14 protein-coding genes are annotated in these 17175 nt (G+C 62.1%); 10 read left to right on the forward strand and 4 right to left on the reverse strand.

Translation table 11 applies throughout. The features are described 5' to 3' along the window. Positions 1–18: 18 nt before the first annotated feature. Complete coding sequence (gene ftsK, locus Q6A48_RS04235) at positions 19–2424, reverse strand: DNA translocase FtsK (protein ID WP_304552246.1); 2406 nt, start codon at positions 2422–2424, stop codon at positions 19–21. A gap of 319 nt (positions 2425–2743) precedes the next feature. Between ftsK and trxB the strand changes: the two genes are divergently transcribed. The 4 genes from trxB to infA all read left to right on the forward strand — a co-directional run bounded on the left by trxB (position 2744) and on the right by infA (position 5560). Next, complete coding sequence (trxB, locus tag Q6A48_RS04240) at positions 2744–3703, forward strand: thioredoxin-disulfide reductase (RefSeq protein ID WP_304552247.1); 960 nt, start codon at positions 2744–2746, stop codon at positions 3701–3703. Positions 3704–3795: 92 nt separating this feature from the next. Then, positions 3796–4476: a leucyl/phenylalanyl-tRNA--protein transferase gene (gene aat / locus Q6A48_RS04245; RefSeq protein WP_304552249.1), complete on the forward strand. Its 681-nt coding sequence runs from the start codon at positions 3796–3798 to the stop codon at positions 4474–4476. A 57-nt stretch (positions 4477–4533) separates the two neighbouring features. Further along, a complete protein-coding gene (locus Q6A48_RS04250; protein WP_304552251.1) occupies positions 4534–5241 on the forward strand; it encodes an arginyltransferase in 708 nt (235 codons plus the stop codon). A gap of 100 nt (positions 5242–5341) precedes the next feature. Next, positions 5342–5560 (forward strand): translation initiation factor IF-1, encoded by a 219-nt coding sequence (gene infA, locus Q6A48_RS04255; protein WP_002553999.1) that lies wholly within the window; start codon positions 5342–5344, stop codon positions 5558–5560. Positions 5561–5808: 248 nt separating this feature from the next. Here the strand turns inward: infA and clpA are convergent, their stop codons facing one another. Together clpA and clpS are read right to left on the reverse strand one after the other, a co-directional pair. Continuing rightward, positions 5809–8079, reverse strand: coding sequence for an ATP-dependent Clp protease ATP-binding subunit ClpA (gene clpA, locus Q6A48_RS04260; protein ID WP_304552253.1), 2271 nt, complete (start codon positions 8077–8079; stop codon positions 5809–5811). Positions 8080–8108: 29 nt separating this feature from the next. Beyond that, positions 8109–8471 carry an ATP-dependent Clp protease adapter ClpS gene (gene clpS, locus Q6A48_RS04265; RefSeq protein ID WP_003180089.1) on the reverse strand — a complete coding sequence of 121 codons (363 nt, stop codon included), beginning with the start codon at positions 8469–8471 and terminating at the stop codon, positions 8109–8111. Between the two features lie 226 nt (positions 8472–8697). Here clpS and cspD point away from each other — a divergent pair, with 226 nt between their 5' ends. Then, complete coding sequence (gene cspD / locus Q6A48_RS04270) at positions 8698–8964, forward strand: cold shock domain-containing protein CspD (protein WP_369811654.1); 267 nt, start codon at positions 8698–8700, stop codon at positions 8962–8964. Positions 8965–9041: 77 nt separating this feature from the next. Here cspD and icd read toward each other — a convergent pair whose 3' ends face one another. Beyond that, positions 9042–10298 carry an NADP-dependent isocitrate dehydrogenase gene (gene icd / locus Q6A48_RS04275; RefSeq protein WP_304552254.1) on the reverse strand — a complete coding sequence of 419 codons (1257 nt, stop codon included), beginning with the start codon at positions 10296–10298 and terminating at the stop codon, positions 9042–9044. A 496-nt stretch (positions 10299–10794) separates the two neighbouring features. On the opposite strand from icd, the gene Q6A48_RS04280 reads away from it, so the two are divergent. From Q6A48_RS04280 to purB, 5 genes are all read left to right on the forward strand, one after another. After that, positions 10795–13020 (forward strand): NADP-dependent isocitrate dehydrogenase, encoded by a 2226-nt coding sequence (locus Q6A48_RS04280; RefSeq protein WP_304552255.1) that lies wholly within the window; start codon positions 10795–10797, stop codon positions 13018–13020. 196 nt (positions 13021–13216) lie between these two features. Beyond that, positions 13217–13663, forward strand: a complete 447-nt coding sequence (locus Q6A48_RS04285) for an NUDIX hydrolase (RefSeq protein ID WP_304552256.1) — start codon at positions 13217–13219, stop codon at positions 13661–13663. A gap of 59 nt (positions 13664–13722) precedes the next feature. Further along, positions 13723–14847: a tRNA 2-thiouridine(34) synthase MnmA gene (mnmA, locus tag Q6A48_RS04290; protein WP_304552258.1), complete on the forward strand. Its 1125-nt coding sequence runs from the start codon at positions 13723–13725 to the stop codon at positions 14845–14847. Beyond that, a complete protein-coding gene (hflD, locus tag Q6A48_RS04295; RefSeq protein ID WP_304552259.1) occupies positions 14844–15467 on the forward strand; it encodes a high frequency lysogenization protein HflD in 624 nt (207 codons plus the stop codon). The genes mnmA and hflD overlap by 4 nt, the downstream gene beginning before the upstream one ends. 268 nt (positions 15468–15735) lie before the next feature. After that, the gene (purB, locus tag Q6A48_RS04300; RefSeq protein WP_304552260.1) at positions 15736–17106 is read left to right on the forward strand and encodes an adenylosuccinate lyase; all 1371 of its coding nucleotides are present in this window, start codon (positions 15736–15738) and stop codon (positions 17104–17106) included. The last annotated feature ends 69 nt before the right edge of the window (positions 17107–17175 follow it).

Below are 17175 nucleotides of genomic sequence, written 5' to 3' on the forward strand. Positions count from 1 at the left end.
CGCACGCCGCTCAGGTCGTTAGTCGCGCATCGGGCCCGGCGCCAGTACTTCGCGCGAGCCGTTGGTGTTCATGGCCGTCACGACCCCGGCCATCTCCATGGCCTCGATCATGCGGGCGGCGCGGTTGTAGCCGATCTTCAACTTGCGCTGAACCGCGGAAATCGAGGCCCGGCGGCTTTCCAGGACGAACTGCACCGCTTCGTCATAGAGCGCGTCGGTTTCAGCGTCCTCTTCACCGCCGCCACTGCCGCCCTCGAAGCCGCTGCCAGCCTCCTCGACGCCATTGAGGATGTCGTCGTTGTATTCCGGCGCCCCGCGCAGTTTCCAGGCTTCCACCACACGGTGCACTTCATCGTCGGAGACGAACGCCCCGTGGACCCGGATCGGCAAACTGGTGCCTGGCGGCATGTAGAGCATGTCGCCGTGGCCGAGCAACTGTTCGGCGCCGCCCTGGTCGATGATGGTCCGCGAGTCGATCTTGCTCGACACCTGGAACGCCATGCGGGTCGGGATGTTGGCCTTGATCAGGCCGGTGATCACGTCCACCGACGGCCGCTGGGTCGCCAGGATCAGGTGGATACCGGCGGCACGGGCCTTCTGGGCGATCCGGGCGATGAGTTCCTCGACCTTCTTGCCGACGATCATCATCATGTCGGCGAATTCGTCCACCACCACCACGATGGTCGGCAGCTTGTGCAACAGCGGCGCCTCATCGTGGATGTTCTCGCGGTGGTACAGCGGGTCGCTCAATGGCGTGCCGGCCTCCTCGGCCTCCTTGACCTTGGCATTGAAGCCCGACAGGTTGCGCACGCCCATCTTGGCCATCAGCTTGTAGCGGCGCTCCATCTCGGCGACGCTCCAGCGCAGGGCGTTGGCGGCGTCCTTCATGTCGGTGACCACCGGGCACAGCAAGTGCGGGATGCCTTCGTAGATCGACAATTCGAGCATCTTCGGGTCGATCATGATCAGCTTGGCGTCTTCGGGGCCCGACTTGAACAGGATCGACAGGATCATCGCGTTCACCCCCACCGACTTACCCGAACCGGTGGTACCGGCCACCAGCAGGTGAGGCATCTTCGCCAGGTCGGTGATCACCGGCTTGCCGCCGATGTCGTGGCCCAGGGCCAGGGTGACCGGCGACTTGTGGTTGTCGTACTCGGTGGTCGACAGCACTTCGGAGAAGCGCACGATCTGCCGGTCTTCGTTGGGAATCTCGATGCCCACCGTGGTCTTGCCGGGAATCACTTCCACCACCCGCACGCTGGTCACGGCCAGGGAGCGCGCCAGGTCCTTGGCCAGGTTGGCGATGCGGCTGACCTTCACGCCGGCGGCCGGCTGGATCTCGTAGCGGGTAATGACCGGGCCCGGGTGAATCGAATCCACCGAGACCTCAACCCCGAACTCCTTGAGCTTGATCTCCAGCAGATGGCCGACGGCCGCCAGGGACTCGGGGGAGTAGTTGAGCTGTTTCTTCTCGGCCGGGTCGAGGATCGAGATCGGCGGCAAGGTGCCTTCCACGGCGCTGTCGACGAACAGCGGCACCTGCTTTTCCTTCTGTACGCGCTTGCTCGGCTCCGGCGCCTTGGGCGGCGCCATGCTGATGACCGGCGGCACCTGCTTCTCGCGCTCGGACATGTGCTTGCTCAACGCCTGCTCGCGCTCGATCAGGCGTTCCTTGACCTTGGCTTGCTCGCGCTTGTCCGGCACGGTCGGGGCCACCACGTCATGGACGCGGTCGTCGACTTCGCGCAGTTGCGCCACCAGTTGCTTGCGCTCGGTGCGCGCCGCCCACCAGCGGTTCATGGCGCCCTGGATCAATTCGACCAGGTCGAGGGTGATCTTGCCGGTGACGTCCATGACCTTGAACCACGACAGGTCAGTGAACACCGTCAGGCCGAACAGGAACAGGGCGATGAACAGCAGCGTGCTGCCCTGGATGTTCAGGGCGTTGCGGGCCAGGTCGCCGAGGCTTTCCCCCAGCGCCCCGCCCGCCCCGGCCGGCAGCCCGGTGGGCGCATGGAAATGGATGTGGGCCAGCGCGGCGCCCGACAGCACCAGGAACACCAGGCCGATCAGGCGCCAGGAAAACAGCCAGCCGCTCCATTCCCAGGGCTCGTGGCGCTGGCGGAAGATCTGGTAGGCCTTGATCGCCAGCAGCAGCGGGAAAATGTAGGCGAAATAGCCCAGCACCATGAACAGGATATCGGCGCTGTAGGAGCCGGCCGGCCCGCCGAAGTTCTGCACGTCCTCGATCTTGCTGTTGTGGCTCCAGCCCGGATCGTCCTTGCCGTAGGTCAGCAAGGCCATCATCAGGAACAGGCACAAGGCACCGATAGCGATCAACGCACCTTCCTTGAGCCGGTAGTGCAATTGCTGGCGCCAGAGCGGAACGACTGTTTTAGGTGCTGCGGTGGATTTCTTCAAAACGCTTCTTTTCCTGCGCCAAGGGCGCGTCCATCTGTTGAATGACGATAAAAAACTGCTCGTGACGAGCAGGTAAAAAAGTGAATGTGCACAACCGGTACTACTTTTACCACTGTGAGGTGCATCCAGAAAACCGCAGGTGTTGCCGAAAATTTTGATCTTTAGCCGATCCTGCGCTCAAAACTCAAGCATTGTACGGGTTTGTCGGCCCCGAGGCATCGTCCGCATCCTGGATGCCCACCTGGCCGGGGAGCGGCCTGCACAGGCGTCAATTGGACCATGCATTGTCTTTTGTGACAAAGGCTTATGAGGTGTTTTTATGAACGAAGCGAAGCATTCACGCCTGATCATTCTCGGTTCCGGGCCCGCCGGCTACAGCGCAGCGGTGTATGCCGCCCGGGCCAACCTCAAGCCCGTTGTCATCACCGGCATGCAGGCCGGTGGCCAGCTCACCACCACGGTGGAAGTCGACAACTGGCCGGGCGACGTCGAAGGCCTGACCGGGCCGGCGCTGATGGAGCGCATGCAGCGGCACGCCGAGCGATTCGACACGCAGATCGTCTACGACCATATCCACACCGCCAAGTTGCAACAGCGCCCGTTCGAATTGATCGGCGACAGCGGCACCTACACCTGTGACGCATTGATCATCGCCACGGGGGCGTCGGCGCAGTACCTGGGGTTGCCGTCGGAAGAAAGCTTCGCCGGCAAAGGCGTCTCCGCCTGCGCGACCTGCGACGGGTTTTTCTACCGCAACCAGGTGGTGGCGGTGATCGGCGGCGGCAACACGGCGGTCGAGGAAGCCCTGTACCTGTCGAACATCGCCCGGGAGGTCCACCTGATCCACCGCCGCGACAAGCTGCGCGCGGAGAAAATCCTCCAGGACAAGCTCTTCGAGAAGGCCGTCAACGGCAATATAAAGCTGCATTGGAACCAGAACCTGGACGAGGTATTGGGCGACGCCAGCGGCGTGACCGGTGCGCGCCTGCGCCATAGCGAGAGCGGCGAAACCAGCACCCTGTCCCTGGCCGGGGTGTTCATTGCCATCGGCCACAAGCCCAACACCGAGCTGTTCCAGGGCCAGTTGAACATGCGCGACGGCTATCTGCTCGTGCGCGGCGGCAGCGAGGGCAATGCCACGGCGACCGACATCGAAGGCGTGTTCGCCGCCGGCGACGTCGCCGACCATGTCTACCGCCAAGCCATCACCTCCGCCGGCGCCGGCTGCATGGCCGCGCTTGACGCCGAGAAGTATCTCGATGACATTCCGGCCGTTTGACGGTTAATCTTCGGGCCGACACCCATCGGTGGCGAGGGATGACCCCTTCGCCACCGGGCTTGTCCGCCCTCCCCTTCTGCAAGCGAATGACAATGCTGACCTGGTTACAACGCAACTCCCTGGATTTCCCACCGCTGGAAAAAGCCATGCGCGACCCCAACGGGTTATTGGCCGCCGGCGGCGACCTGTCCGCCGATCGCCTGGTCCAGGCCTATCGCCACGGCTGCTTTCCATGGTTTTCCGAAGGCCAGCCGATCCTGTGGTGGTCTCCCGACCCTCGCACGGTGCTGTTTCCCGACGAACTGCACGTCTCCCGCAGCCTCGGCAAGCTGCTGCGCAAGCGGCGCTACCAGGTGACGTTCGACAAGGACTTCGCCGCCGTCATCCAGGCCTGCGCCGCCCCACGGGACTATGCCGAAGGCACCTGGATCACCGAAGCCATGCAGACCGCCTACCTGCAGCTGCACCGGCGCGGCTTCGCCCACTCCGTGGAAGTCTGGGACCAGGGCCTGCTGGTTGGCGGCCTGTACGGCCTGGCGATGGGGCAGCTGTTTTTTGGCGAGTCGATGTTCAGCCGGGCCGACAATGCGTCGAAATTCGGCTTCGCCACGCTGGTCCAACACCTCAAGGCCGCCGGCTTCGTGCTGATCGACTGCCAGATGCCCACCGAGCACCTGCACAGCCTGGGCGCCCGGTCGATCCCGCGCACGACCTTCGCCGACTACCTCAAGGCGCACCTGGACCAACCCAATCACGCGACCTGGGTTTGCTGAGCGACATCGGCGCTCCTGGCTTACACTTAACCCCATAGCTTATCCCGAGGGTTGATCATGACCGAGTTGGCGCGTTTGAAGTTCTATGCCACTCAGCCCCACTCTTGCAGTTACCTGCCGGAGGAGCAGGCCACGACGCTGTTCCTCGACCCCAGCCAGCCGATGGATGTGCATGTCTACGCAGACCTGTCGGAAATGGGTTTTCGGCGCAGCGGCGATCATCTTTACCGGCCCCATTGCCAGCACTGCAACGCCTGCGTCCCGGCACGCATCCCCGTGGCGCGGTTTACGCCCAATCGCCAGCAGAAACGCATTTTCAAGCGCAACGCCGACCTCCAGGTGCGGCCGGCCAAGCCGCAGTTCACCGAAGAATATTTCGACCTGTACCAACGCTACATCGAGCAACGCCACGCCGATGGCGACATGTACCCGCCCAGCCGCGATCAGTTCTCGACGTTCCTGGTACGCGACCTGCCCTTTTCGCGCTTCTACGAGTTCCGTCTCGACGGACGGTTGGTGGCGATCGCCGTCACGGACCTGCTGCCCAACGGGCTTTCCGCGGTGTACACCTTCTATGAGCCGCGGGAAGAACGGCGCAGCCTGGGGCGCTTCGCCATCCTCTGGCAAATCAGCGAGGCACGGCGCCTGGGGCTTGAAGCGGTGTACCTGGGCTACTGGATCAAGAACTGCAAGAAAATGAACTACAAGACCCAATATCGCCCCATTGAATTGCTGATTAACCAGCGTTGGGTCGTCCTCAACTAGAACCCCTTGGCTTGAACCCCTTTTTTCGGGCACAATGCACGCCGCTTTTGCCTGGCGCAGTTGCACCGGGCCATTCACTGGACACCGAGGGCTTTACTGCATGTCGAAAGAAGACAGCTTCGAAATGGAAGGCACTGTCGTCGACACCCTGCCCAACACCATGTTTCGCGTGGAGTTGGAAAATGGGCACGTCGTAACCGCGCATATCTCCGGCAAGATGCGCAAGAACTACATTCGTATTCTTACCGGTGACAAAGTGCGCGTCGAGCTGACGCCCTATGACTTGAGCAAAGGGCGCATCACTTACCGCGCTCGCTAACAAGTCAATACAAGACGCCCGGCTGATGCCGGGCGTTTTTGTTTGCGTGGGATTTATCCCACCCTTCAGAAACGCACAGATTCCTGTGGGAGCGAGCTTGCTCGCGATGGCGGCCGCCCATCCAGCACATAGGCAAGCTGACCCACCGCTATCGCGAGCAAGCTCGCTCCCACACAAAGACCCTGGAATAATCCTGAAGACAGCAAAAAGGCGCCTCCCGGCGCCTTTTTGCTTATCACACGTCTCGATCAGGCCATTTCGGCCGTGGTCTCGAAGTCGAACGTCAGTTCGCCGTCCTTGATGTCGATGTGAACCACACCGCCATGCTCGGACAGTTCGCCAAACAGGATCTCCTCGGCCAGCGGACGCTTGATCTTGTCCTGGATCAAGCGGGCCATCGGCCGCGCACCCATCGTCACATCGTAGCCACCTTCGGCCAGCCAGCTGCGCGCCGCGTCGGTGACTTCGAGCAATACCCGCTTGTCTTCGAGCTGCGCCTGGAGTTCGGTGAGGAACTTGTCCACCACGCTCTTGATGACCTCATGGCTGAGGCGACCAAACTGGATGATGGTATCCAGGCGGTTGCGGAACTCGGGCGTGAAGCTCTTCTTGATCACTTCCATCGCATCGGACGAGTGGTCCTGATGGGTGAAACCGATCGAAGCACGCGCCGCGGTTTCGGCACCGGCGTTGGTGGTCATGATGATGATCACGTTGCGGAAGTCCGCCTTGCGCCCGTTGTTGTCGGTCAGCGTGCCGTGGTCCATGACCTGCAGCAGCAGGTTGAAGACTTCCGGGTGGGCCTTCTCGATCTCATCGAGCAGCAACACGCAGTGCGGCTGCTTGGTGATGGCCTCGGTCAACAGGCCGCCCTGGTCGAACCCGACATAGCCTGGAGGCGCACCGATCAGGCGCGACACGGTGTGGCGCTCCATGTACTCGGACATGTCGAAGCGAACCAGCTCGATGCCCATCGCCTTGGCCAGTTGCCGCGCAGCCTCGGTCTTGCCTACCCCGGTAGGCCCGGCGAACAGGAACGAACCCACTGGCTTGTCCGGCGACTTGAGCCCGGCACGGGACAGCTTGATGGCGGTCGACAGCGAGTCGATGGCCGCGTCCTGGCCGAATACCGTCAGCTTCAGGTCACGCTCCAGGTTACGCAGCAGCTCCTTGTCGGAACTGGTGACATGCTTGGGCGGAATCCGCGCGATCTTCGCCACGATGTCCTCGACCTGGGGCACGTCGATGCGCTTGACGCGCTTGTCCACCGGCTGCAGGCGCTGGTAGGCCCCTGCCTCGTCGATGACATCGATGGCCTTGTCCGGCATGTGCCGGTCGTTGATGTAGCGCGAGGCCAGTTCGGCCGCGGCACGCAGGGCTTCATCGCTGTATTCGATGTTGTGGTGCAGCTCGAAACGCCCCTTCAGGCCACGCAGGATACCGATGGTGTCTTCCACCGACGGTTCCGACACATCGACCTTCTGGAAACGCCGCGCCAGGGCGCGGTCTTTCTCGAAGATGCCGCGGAATTCCTGGAACGTGGTCGAACCGATGCAGCGGATATCGCCCGACGAGAGCAGCGGCTTGAGCAGGTTGGACGCGTCCATGACCCCGCCCGACGCAGCGCCGGCACCGATGATGGTGTGGATCTCGTCGATGAACAGGATCGCCTGCGGACGCTTCTTCAACTCGCCGAGCAACGCCTTGAAGCGCTTCTCGAAATCCCCGCGGTACTTGGTGCCGGCCAGCAAGGCACCCAGGTCGAGGGAATAGACCACGCTGTTGGCCAGCAGGTCCGGCACCTGGTTGTCGACGATGCGCTTGGCCAGGCCTTCGGCGATCGCGGTCTTGCCCACGCCCGCCTCGCCCACCAGCAGCGGGTTGTTCTTGCGCCGCCGGGCAAGGATCTGCGCGACGCGCTCGACCTCGACCTCACGGCCCACGAGCGGATCGATACGCCCCTGGCGCGCCAGTTCGTTGAGGTTGCTGGCATAGGCATCCAGCGGATTGCCCGAAGAAGAAGACTCACCGCCCTCGTCGTCCTGCATATCCTGCTCACCCTCGGAATGATCGCCATGCCCCGGCACCTTGGAGATGCCATGGGCGATGTAGTTGACGACATCGATGCGCGCGACGCTCTGTTGCTTGAGCAGGAACACGGCCTGGCTTTCCTGCTCGCTGAAGATCGCGACCAGCACGTTGGCGCCGGTAACTTCACGCTTGCCCGAGCTCTGTACATGAAAGACAGCACGCTGCAGGACACGCTGGAAGCCCAGGGTTGGCTGGGTTTCCCGATCCTCGTCATGGACGGGGATCAGCGGCGTGGTGGAGTCGATGAACTCCTGCAGGTCATGCTTGAGTTTATCGAGGTTCGCGCCGCAGGCACGCAATACGGTGGCGGCAGCCTCGTTATCCAGTAGGGCCAGCAGCAGGTGCTCGACGGTCATGAATTCATGACGCTTCGAACGAGCCTCCTTGAAGGCAAGATTGAGGGTGACTTCGAGCTCGCGGTTTAACATGGCTTCACCTCATACCCAAGTGGTCGGCGTTAACCGTCCTTCTCGATTTCACAGAGTAGCGGATGCTGGCTTTCCCGGGCGTATTGGTTGACCTGCATGGCCTTTGTCTCGGCGATGTCGCGGGTAAACACTCCACATACTGCCCGTCCCTCTGTATGAACGGCCAGCATGACCTTGGTCGCCAGCTCGCGATTCAGGTTAAAAAACACCTCGAGCACTTCGACGACGAAATCCATCGGTGTGTAGTCATCGTTGAACAAAACCACCTTGTACATCGGTGGCGCCTGTAATGCAGGCTTTGCCTCCTGAACAGCGATGCCTGCGGAATCGTCGTCGTGTAGATCCGGGCGATCCTGATTGAATGTTAGTCGAATCTGGCTGACTGCATGCATGGAAAGAAAGGTTCGTTTAGTTGGCGAATACAGTGATGGGGGCGCTTTCGGGCGATTTCAACCACGACCACCCGGCCACCTTGACTATCGGCAAAACGGTGTTACAACCAATAGAGCCCATCGTGGGTTAAAAAGGTCCGTGGAATCTATCCTGTTTTCAAGATTAGCCTGCGGATGGACTGGATGATACTCCAGTGATGGAGTGCGTTGCAGAGGGATATGGTTTATGTCGGCTGTCAAGATGAGTGGCAAGGTGAAATGGTTCAACAACGCCAAGGGCTACGGGTTCATTATCGCAGCCGGCCGGGATGAAGACCTTTTCGCCCATTACTCGGCAATCAACATGGAAGGCTATAAGACCCTGAAGGCTGGACAGCCTGTGACGTTCGAAGTCATCCAGGGACCCAAGGGCCTGCATGCGGTCAATATCAAGGTGGACTGCGTCGAGGACATCGCCGCCCCTGCCCCGGCCAGGGTCGTCGAGACGCTTTGACGGGTAACACCCCGGACAGACGAAAATGCCCGGCTCGATCGACTCGAGCCGGGCATTCGGTTTGAGCGTCGATCCGCTTACATGTGCGAGATCAGGGCATCGCCGAAGCCCGAGGACGACACCAGCTTGGCACCCTCCATCAGGCGTTCGAAGTCATAGGTCACGGTCTTGGCCGAGATCGCGCCGTTGGTGCCCTTGATGATCAGGTCGGCCGCTTCGGTCCAGCCCATGTGACGCAGCATCATCTCAGCCGACAGGATCAGCGAACCCGGGTTGACCTGGTCCTTGCCCGCGTACTTGGGCGCGGTACCGTGGGTGGCTTCGAACATCGCCACGGTGTCGGACAGGTTGGCACCCGGGGCGATGCCGATACCGCCCACTTCCGCCGCCAGGGCGTCGGAGAGGTAGTCGCCGTTGAGGTTCAGCGTCGCGATCACGTCATATTCAGCCGGGCGCAGCAGGATCTGCTGGAGCATCGCATCGGCGATGGCGTCCTTGACCACCACGTTCTTGCCGGTCTTCGGGTTCTTGAACTGCATCCACGGGCCACCGTCGAGCAGCGTGGCGCCGAATTCCTCGGCCGCCACTTCGTAGGCCCATTCCTTGAAGGCACCTTCGGTGAACTTCATGATGTTGCCTTTGTGCACGATGGTCAGCGAATCGCGGTCATTGTCGACGACATATTGCAAGGCCTTGCGCGCCAGGCGCTGGGTGCCCTGCTTGGACACCGGCTTGACGCCGATGCCGCAGTTCTCGTCGAAACGGATCTTGGTCACGCCCATTTCTTCCTTCAGGAACTTGATGACCTTGGTGGCCTCGGCCGAACCGGCCTTCCACTCGATACCGGCGTAGATGTCCTCGGAGTTCTCGCGGAAGATCGTCATGTCCACGTCGCCAGGCTTCTTGACCGGGCTTGGCACGCCTTCGAACCAGCGCACCGGGCGCAGGCAGACGTAGAGGTCCAGCTGCTGGCGCAGGGCGACGTTCAGCGAGCGGATGCCACCACCGACCGGCGTGGTCAGCGGGCCCTTGATGGACACCACGTAGTCCTTGACCGCGTCCAGGGTTTCCTGGGGCAGCCACGTATCCTGGTCGTAGACCTGGGTGGCTTTCTCACCGGCGTAGACTTCCATCCAGGAAATCTTGCGCTTGCCGCCGTAGGCCTTTTCAACCGCAGCGTCCACTACCTTGATCATGACCGGACTGATATCGACGCCAATGCCGTCGCCTTCGATGAAGGGGATGATCGGGTTGTCCGGAACATTAAGAGAATGGTCTGCATTGACGGTAATTTTGTCACCGACGGCTGGAACCTGAATCTTTTGATACCCCATGCTGAACTCCATTGCTTGGATTGAACATCTGGCTGCGTTCGAGCGTAACCCAGTTGTATCGGCACGCAAACCCTACGTTCGACTCATCCGGCACAAAGCGTTGCACTTGGCCGCGTACAAGCCTGAAAACCAAGGGAAAAGCGCCAAACCTGAGCATAGCCCGGCCAGCCGCGCCTGCGACGTTTAGACCAATGGACGTGTACGGAAGTCTATGAAGCATCGGCAGATTGCCAGCTACCTATGTATAATGCCGCCGCTGACCACAGGGTCACGACGGCTGGAGGCTTGCGCTCGTGAAGAAAAAGCCAGGTTTTTCCGCCAGTTACGAAGCCGGACCGTTACCGCGGCTCCACCGCTTGACGCTCGACTGATGCACCCAACATCACCGCGAAGAAACCTCGACATTCGGCTCACGGATGACTTTGAACGAACGCGCTTACCCGGCGCCCCTCGAGTTTCTGCGCATGCTTTAGCAAAGAAGAGAGTTAATCCGAATATGCCCACCCGCTCGAAGATCATCTATACCTTCACCGACGAAGCCCCCGCCCTCGCCACCTATTCACTGCTGCCCATCGTCGAAGCCTTTACCGCTTCGGCCGATATCGCCGTGGAAACCCGCGATATCTCCCTGGCAGGGCGCATCCTGGCCAGCTTCCCCGAGCAACTGGGTGACAAAGCCGTAGCCGACCACCTCGCCGAACTGGGCGACCTGGCCGTTACGCCTGAAGCCAACATCATCAAGCTGCCGAACATCAGCGCTTCGGTACCGCAGCTGCAGGCCGCGATCAAGGAATTGCAGGCCCAGGGCTACGCCCTGCCGGACTACCCGGAAACCGTGACCAACGACGCCGAGAAAGACGCGCGCGCCCGCTACGACAAGGTCAAGGGCAGCGCCGTGAACCCGGTCCTGCGCGAAGGCAACTCCGACCGCCGCGCCCCGCTGTCGGTCAAGAACTACGCCCGCAAGCACCCGCACAAGATGGGCGCCTGGGCAGCGGACTCCAAGTCCCACGTGGCCCACATGAGCAACGGCGATTTCTACGGCAGCGAAAAAGCCGCCCTGATCGACGCCGCCGGCAGCGTGAAGATCGAGTTGATCGCCCAGGACGGCACGGCCACTGTCCTGAAGGAAAAAACCACCGTGCAAGCCGGTGAGATCCTCGACTGCGCCGTCATGAGCAAGAAAGCCCTGCGCGAATTCATCGCCGCGCAAATCGAAGACGCCAAGCAAAAGGGCGTCCTGCTGTCGGTTCACCTCAAGGCCACCATGATGAAGGTCTCCGACCCGATCATGTTCGGCCAGATCGTGGCCGAGTTCTATAAAGACGCCCTGGCCAAGCACGCCGAAGTGCTGGAGCAGATCGGCTTCAACCTGAACAACGGCATCGGCGACCTGTACGCCCGCATCAAGGCCCTGCCGGCCGAGCAGCAGGCGCAGATCGAAGCCGACATCCAGGCGGTCTATGCCGTGCGCCCTGCCCTGGCGATGGTCAACTCCGACAAAGGCATCACCAACCTGCACGTGCCGAGCGACGTCATCGTCGACGCCTCGATGCCGGCCATGATCCGTGACTCCGGCAAGATGTGGGGCACCGACGGCCAGTTGCACGACACCAAGGCGGTGATCCCGGATCGCTGCTACGCGACCATCTACCAGGCGGTGATCGAAGACTGCAAGCAAAACGGTGCCTTCGATCCTACCACCATGGGCAGCGTGCCGAACGTCGGCCTGATGGCCAAGAAAGCCGAGGAGTACGGCTCCCACGACAAGACCTTCCAGATCAAGGCCGACGGCGTGGTGCGTGTCTCCGACAGCAACGGTCGCACCCTGCTGGAGCAGAACGTCGAGGCAGGCGATATCTTCCGCATGTGCCAGACCAAGGACGCGCCGATCCAGGACTGGGTCAAGCTGGCCGTCAACCGCGCCCGCGCCAGCAACACGCCGGCGATTTTCTGGCTGGACCCGATGCGCGCCCATGACGGCGTGGTCATCGAGAAAGTCCAGGCCTACCTGAAAGACCACGACACCACTGGCCTGGACCTGCGCATCATGTCGCCGGTCGACGCGATGAAGTTCACCCTGGGCCGCACCCGCGAAGGCAAGGACACCATCTCGGTGACCGGCAACGTGCTGCGCGACTACCTGACCGACCTGTTCCCGATCATGGAACTGGGCACCAGTGCCAAGATGCTGTCGATCGTGCCGCTGATGAACGGCGGTGGCCTGTTCGAAACCGGCGCCGGCGGTTCCGCGCCCAAGCACGTCCAGCAATTGCTGGAAGAAAACTTCCTGCGCTGGGATTCCCTGGGCGAGTTCCTGGCCCTGGCCGCCTCCCTCGAACACCTGGGCGTGACCTACGACAACCCCAAGGCGCTGGTGTTGGCCAAGACCCTCGACCAGGCCACTGGCGAGTTCCTGGACCGCAACAAGTCGCCTTCGCGCAAGGTTGGCGGCATCGACAACCGCGGCAGCCACTTCTACCTGACCCTGTTCTGGGCCCAGGCCCTGGCCGCGCAGAATGACGATGCAGCCCTCAAGACGCAGTTCACCACCCTGGCCAAGACGCTGACCGACAACGAAGAGAAGATCGTTGCCGAACTCAACGCCGTACAAGGCAAGCCGGTGGACATTGGCGGCTACTACTTCGCCAACCCGGAACTGACCAGCAAGGCCATGCGCCCGAGCGCAACCTTCAACGCGGCGATCGCCGCGCTGGTATAAGGTTGTAATCGAGCACCACGAACCCCGGCCCTGTGCCGGGGTTTGTGTTTCCGGATACACCACATCCCCTCTGTGGGAGCGAGCTTGCTCGCGATAGCGATCTATCCTTCAACATTGATTGACTGACACACCGCTATCGCGAGCAAGCTCGCTCCCACAGGGGCTAGAATTCCAATCCGAGACATCGAGGAAATCCATGACCTGGCAACCCCACATCACCGTCGCCACCATCGTCGAGGACAACGGCCGTTTCCTGATGGTGGAGGAATCCAAGGGCGGGCGCGCGGTGCTCAACCAGCCCGCCGGGCACCTGGACCCCGACGAAACACTGATCCAGGCCGCCGTGCGCGAAACCCTGGAAGAAACCGGCTGGGACGTCGAACCCACCAGCGTGGTAGGCATCTACCTGTACACCGCCCCCAGCAACGGCGTGACCTACCAGCGGGTCTGCTTCGTCGCCAAGGCACTCCAGCACCACCCCGACGCCCCCTTGGACGACGGCATCCTTCGCGCCAGGTGGCTGACCCGCGACGAACTGCTCGAACAGCGCGACCACTGGCGCAGCGAGCTGATCATCCGTTGCATCGACGATTATCTGGCCGGTCATCGCCACAGTCTGACGCTGATCCGTCCTTCTCTTTAGCCTTGCGCGCCCGGGCCTGATAGAATCGCGTCCTTTTTCAAGACACTCATTGAACCGCCATGCGTGATCCAGCCCCTTCTGACACACAAAAGACCCGCGTCATCGTCGGCATGTCCGGCGGCGTGGACTCTTCCGTTTCCGCCCTCCTGCTGATCGAGCAGGGTTATGAGGTGGAAGGCCTGTTCATGAAGAACTGGGAAGAAGACGACGGAACCGAGTACTGCACCGCCATGGACGACCTCGCGGACGCCCAGGCCGTGTGCGACAAGATCGGCATCAAGCTGCACACCGCCAACTTCGCCGCCGAGTACTGGGACAACGTGTTCGAGCACTTCCTGGCCGAATACAAGGCCGGCCGCACGCCGAACCCGGACATCCTCTGCAACCGCGAGATCAAGTTCAAGGCGTTCCTCGACTACGCGATGATGCTGGGCGCCGACCTGATCGCCACCGGTCACTACGTGCGCCGTCGCGACCTCGACGGGCGCACCGAACTGCTCAAGGGCCTGGACCCGAACAAGGACCAGAGCTACTTCCTGCATGCCGTTGGCGGCGAGCAGATCGCCAAGACCCTGTTCCCGGTGGGCGAACTGGAAAAGCCCGAAGTGCGGGCGATCGCCGAGAAACATGGCCTGGCCACCGCGAAGAAAAAGGATTCCACCGGCATCTGCTTCATCGGCGAGCGCCGCTTCAGTGACTTCCTCAAGCAATACCTGCCGGCCCAGCCGGGCGAGATCAAGACGACTGAAGGCGAAGTCATCGGCCGCCACCACGGCCTGATGTACCACACCATCGGCCAGCGCCAGGGCCTGGGCATCGGCGGCCTGAAGGACGCCGGCGAAGAGCCGTGGTACGTGCTGGTCAAGGACCTGGAGCACAACGAGCTGATCGTCGGCCAGGGCAACGACCACCCGTGGCTGTTTTCCCGCGCCCTGCTCGCCTCCGAGATCTATTGGGTCAACCCCATCGACCTCGACGAGCCGCGCCGCCTGACGGCCAAGGTCCGCTACCGCCAGGGCGACCAGCCTTGCACCCTGGAAAAGACCGCCACCGGCTACCGGGCCACGTTCGACGATCCGCAGCGAGCGGTCACTCCCGGCCAGTCCGTGGTGTTCTATGACGGTGAAATCTGCCTGGGCGGCGGCGTGATCGAAGTGGCCGAGCCCTGGAGCAGCAAGGCATGACCCCGATCCAGGAGCAACTGACGGCGCTGGGCGGCGTGTTCCTCGCCGCCGTGCTGGTGGACCGGATCGCCAAGACCGGCCAGGCCTCCGAAGCGGGCGTGGGCTGCATGCTCGGCAGCCTGCTGGTGCGCGACCCCAAGGACACCCTGGAGGTCTACGGCGGCGACGACCTGAACCTGCGCGAAGGCTACCGCGCGCTGATCGGCGCCCTGGAGCGCGACCCCAGCGCCCTGCAACGCGAGCCGCTGCGCTATGCCCTGTCGATGCTGGGGCTCGAGCGCCAGCTGGCCAAGCGCGACGACATGCTGGAGACCATCGGCAAGCGCCTGCCGCAGATCCAATCCCAGGTCGAGCACTTCGGCCCGTCCCACGAGAACGTCGTGGCCGCCTGTGGCGCCCTGTACCAGGACACCTTGAGCACCTTGCGCCAACGCATCCAGGTACACGGCGACATGCGCAACCTGCAGCAACCGAGCAATGCCTCGAAGATCCGCGCCCTGCTGCTGGCCGGGATCCGTTCGGCGCGGCTGTGGCGGCAACTGGGCGGCCATCGCTGGCAACTGGTGATCAGCCGGCGCAAGTTGCTCAAGGAGCTTTACCCGTTGATGCGCAACGAATAAGTCGCCTCAACCAGCTTTTTTTGTGGCGAGGGGATTTATCCCCGCTGGGCTGCGAAGCGGCCCCAACCAGGCAACCCGGCGCCCCGGAAGATTGAGTGCGCCGCTTTTAGGGCTGCTTCGCAGCCCAACGGGGTAAATCCCCTCGCCACAGGTAAGGAACAGTTTTATCCGCTACGCGTAATACGCCGGTCAGTTGGCGACGGACCGGCGATTGTTTTCATGTATGATACGCGCCCCATTTCGTTGCCCGACTGTCCGAGAACACCCCATGCAGCTCTCTTCGCTCACTGCGGTTTCCCCTGTAGACGGCCGCTACGCCGGCAAAACCCAGGCCTTGCGCCCGATTTTCAGCGAGTACGGTCTGATCCGTGCCCGCGTCCTGGTTGAAGTGCGCTGGCTCCAGCGCCTGGCCGCCCATCCCGCCATCGGCGAAGTCCCGGCGTTTTCCGCCGAAGCCAATGCAGTGCTCGACACCCTGGCGGACAATTTCGCGCTGGAGCACGCCGAGCGCGTCAAAGAGATCGAGCGCACCACCAACCACGACGTCAAGGCCATCGAATACCTGCTCAAGGAGCAAGCGGCCAAGCTGCCGGAGCTGGCCAACGTCAGCGAGTTCATCCACTTCGCCTGCACCAGCGAGGACATCAACAACCTGTCCCACGCCCTGATGCTGCGCGAAGGCCGCGATGAGGTGATGCTGCCCCTGATGCGCCAGGTCGCCCAGGCAATCCGCGAGCTGGCGATCCGCTTCGCCGACGTCCCGATGCTGTCGCGCACCCACGGTCAACCGGCGTCGCCGACCACCCTGGGCAAGGAACTGGCGAACGTGGTCTACCGCCTGGAGCGCCAGATCGCCCAGGTCGCCGCCGTGCCACTGCTGGGCAAGATCAATGGCGCCGTGGGCAACTACAACGCCCACCTGTCGGCCTACCCGGACATCGACTGGGAAGCCAACGCCCGCGCCTTCATCGAAGATGAGCTGGGCCTGAGCTTCAACCCGTACACCACCCAGATCGAGCCGCACGACTACATCGCCGAACTGTTCGATGCGATCGCGCGCTTCAACACCATCCTGATCGACTTCGACCGTGATATCTGGGGCTACATCTCCCTGGGCTACTTCAAGCAGCGCACCATTGCCGGCGAAATCGGTTCCTCGACCATGCCGCACAAGGTCAACCCGATCGACTTCGAGAACTCCGAAGGCAACCTGGGCATCGCCAACGCGCTGTTCCAGCACCTGGCGAGCAAACTGCCAATCTCCCGCTGGCAGCGTGACCTGACCGACTCCACCGTGCTGCGCAACCTGGGCGTTGGCTTTGCCCACAGCGTCATCGCCTACGAAGCCAGCCTCAAGGGTATCGGCAAGCTGGAACTGAACGAGCAGAAGATCGCCGCCGACCTGGACGCCTGCTGGGAAGTCCTGGCCGAGCCGATCCAGACGGTCATGCGTCGCTACAACATCGAGAACCCCTACGAAAAGCTGAAAGAACTGACCCGTGGCAAAGGCATCAGCCCTGAAGCGTTGCAGACTTTCATCGATGGCCTGGACATGCCGGCAGACGCCAAGACCGAACTGAAGAAGCTGACCCCGGCCAGCTACATCGGCAATGCGGCGGCGCAAGCCAAGCGCATCTGACGCATTGCTGCACCCTGAGACGCCCGGCCGCGCCGGGCGTTTTTATTCGCGTATAAAAAGTATATTTTT

Source organism: Pseudomonas citrullilanati, assembly GCF_030580855.1.
GTDB classification, from domain to species: Bacteria; Pseudomonadota; Gammaproteobacteria; order Pseudomonadales; family Pseudomonadaceae; genus Aquipseudomonas; species Aquipseudomonas citrulli.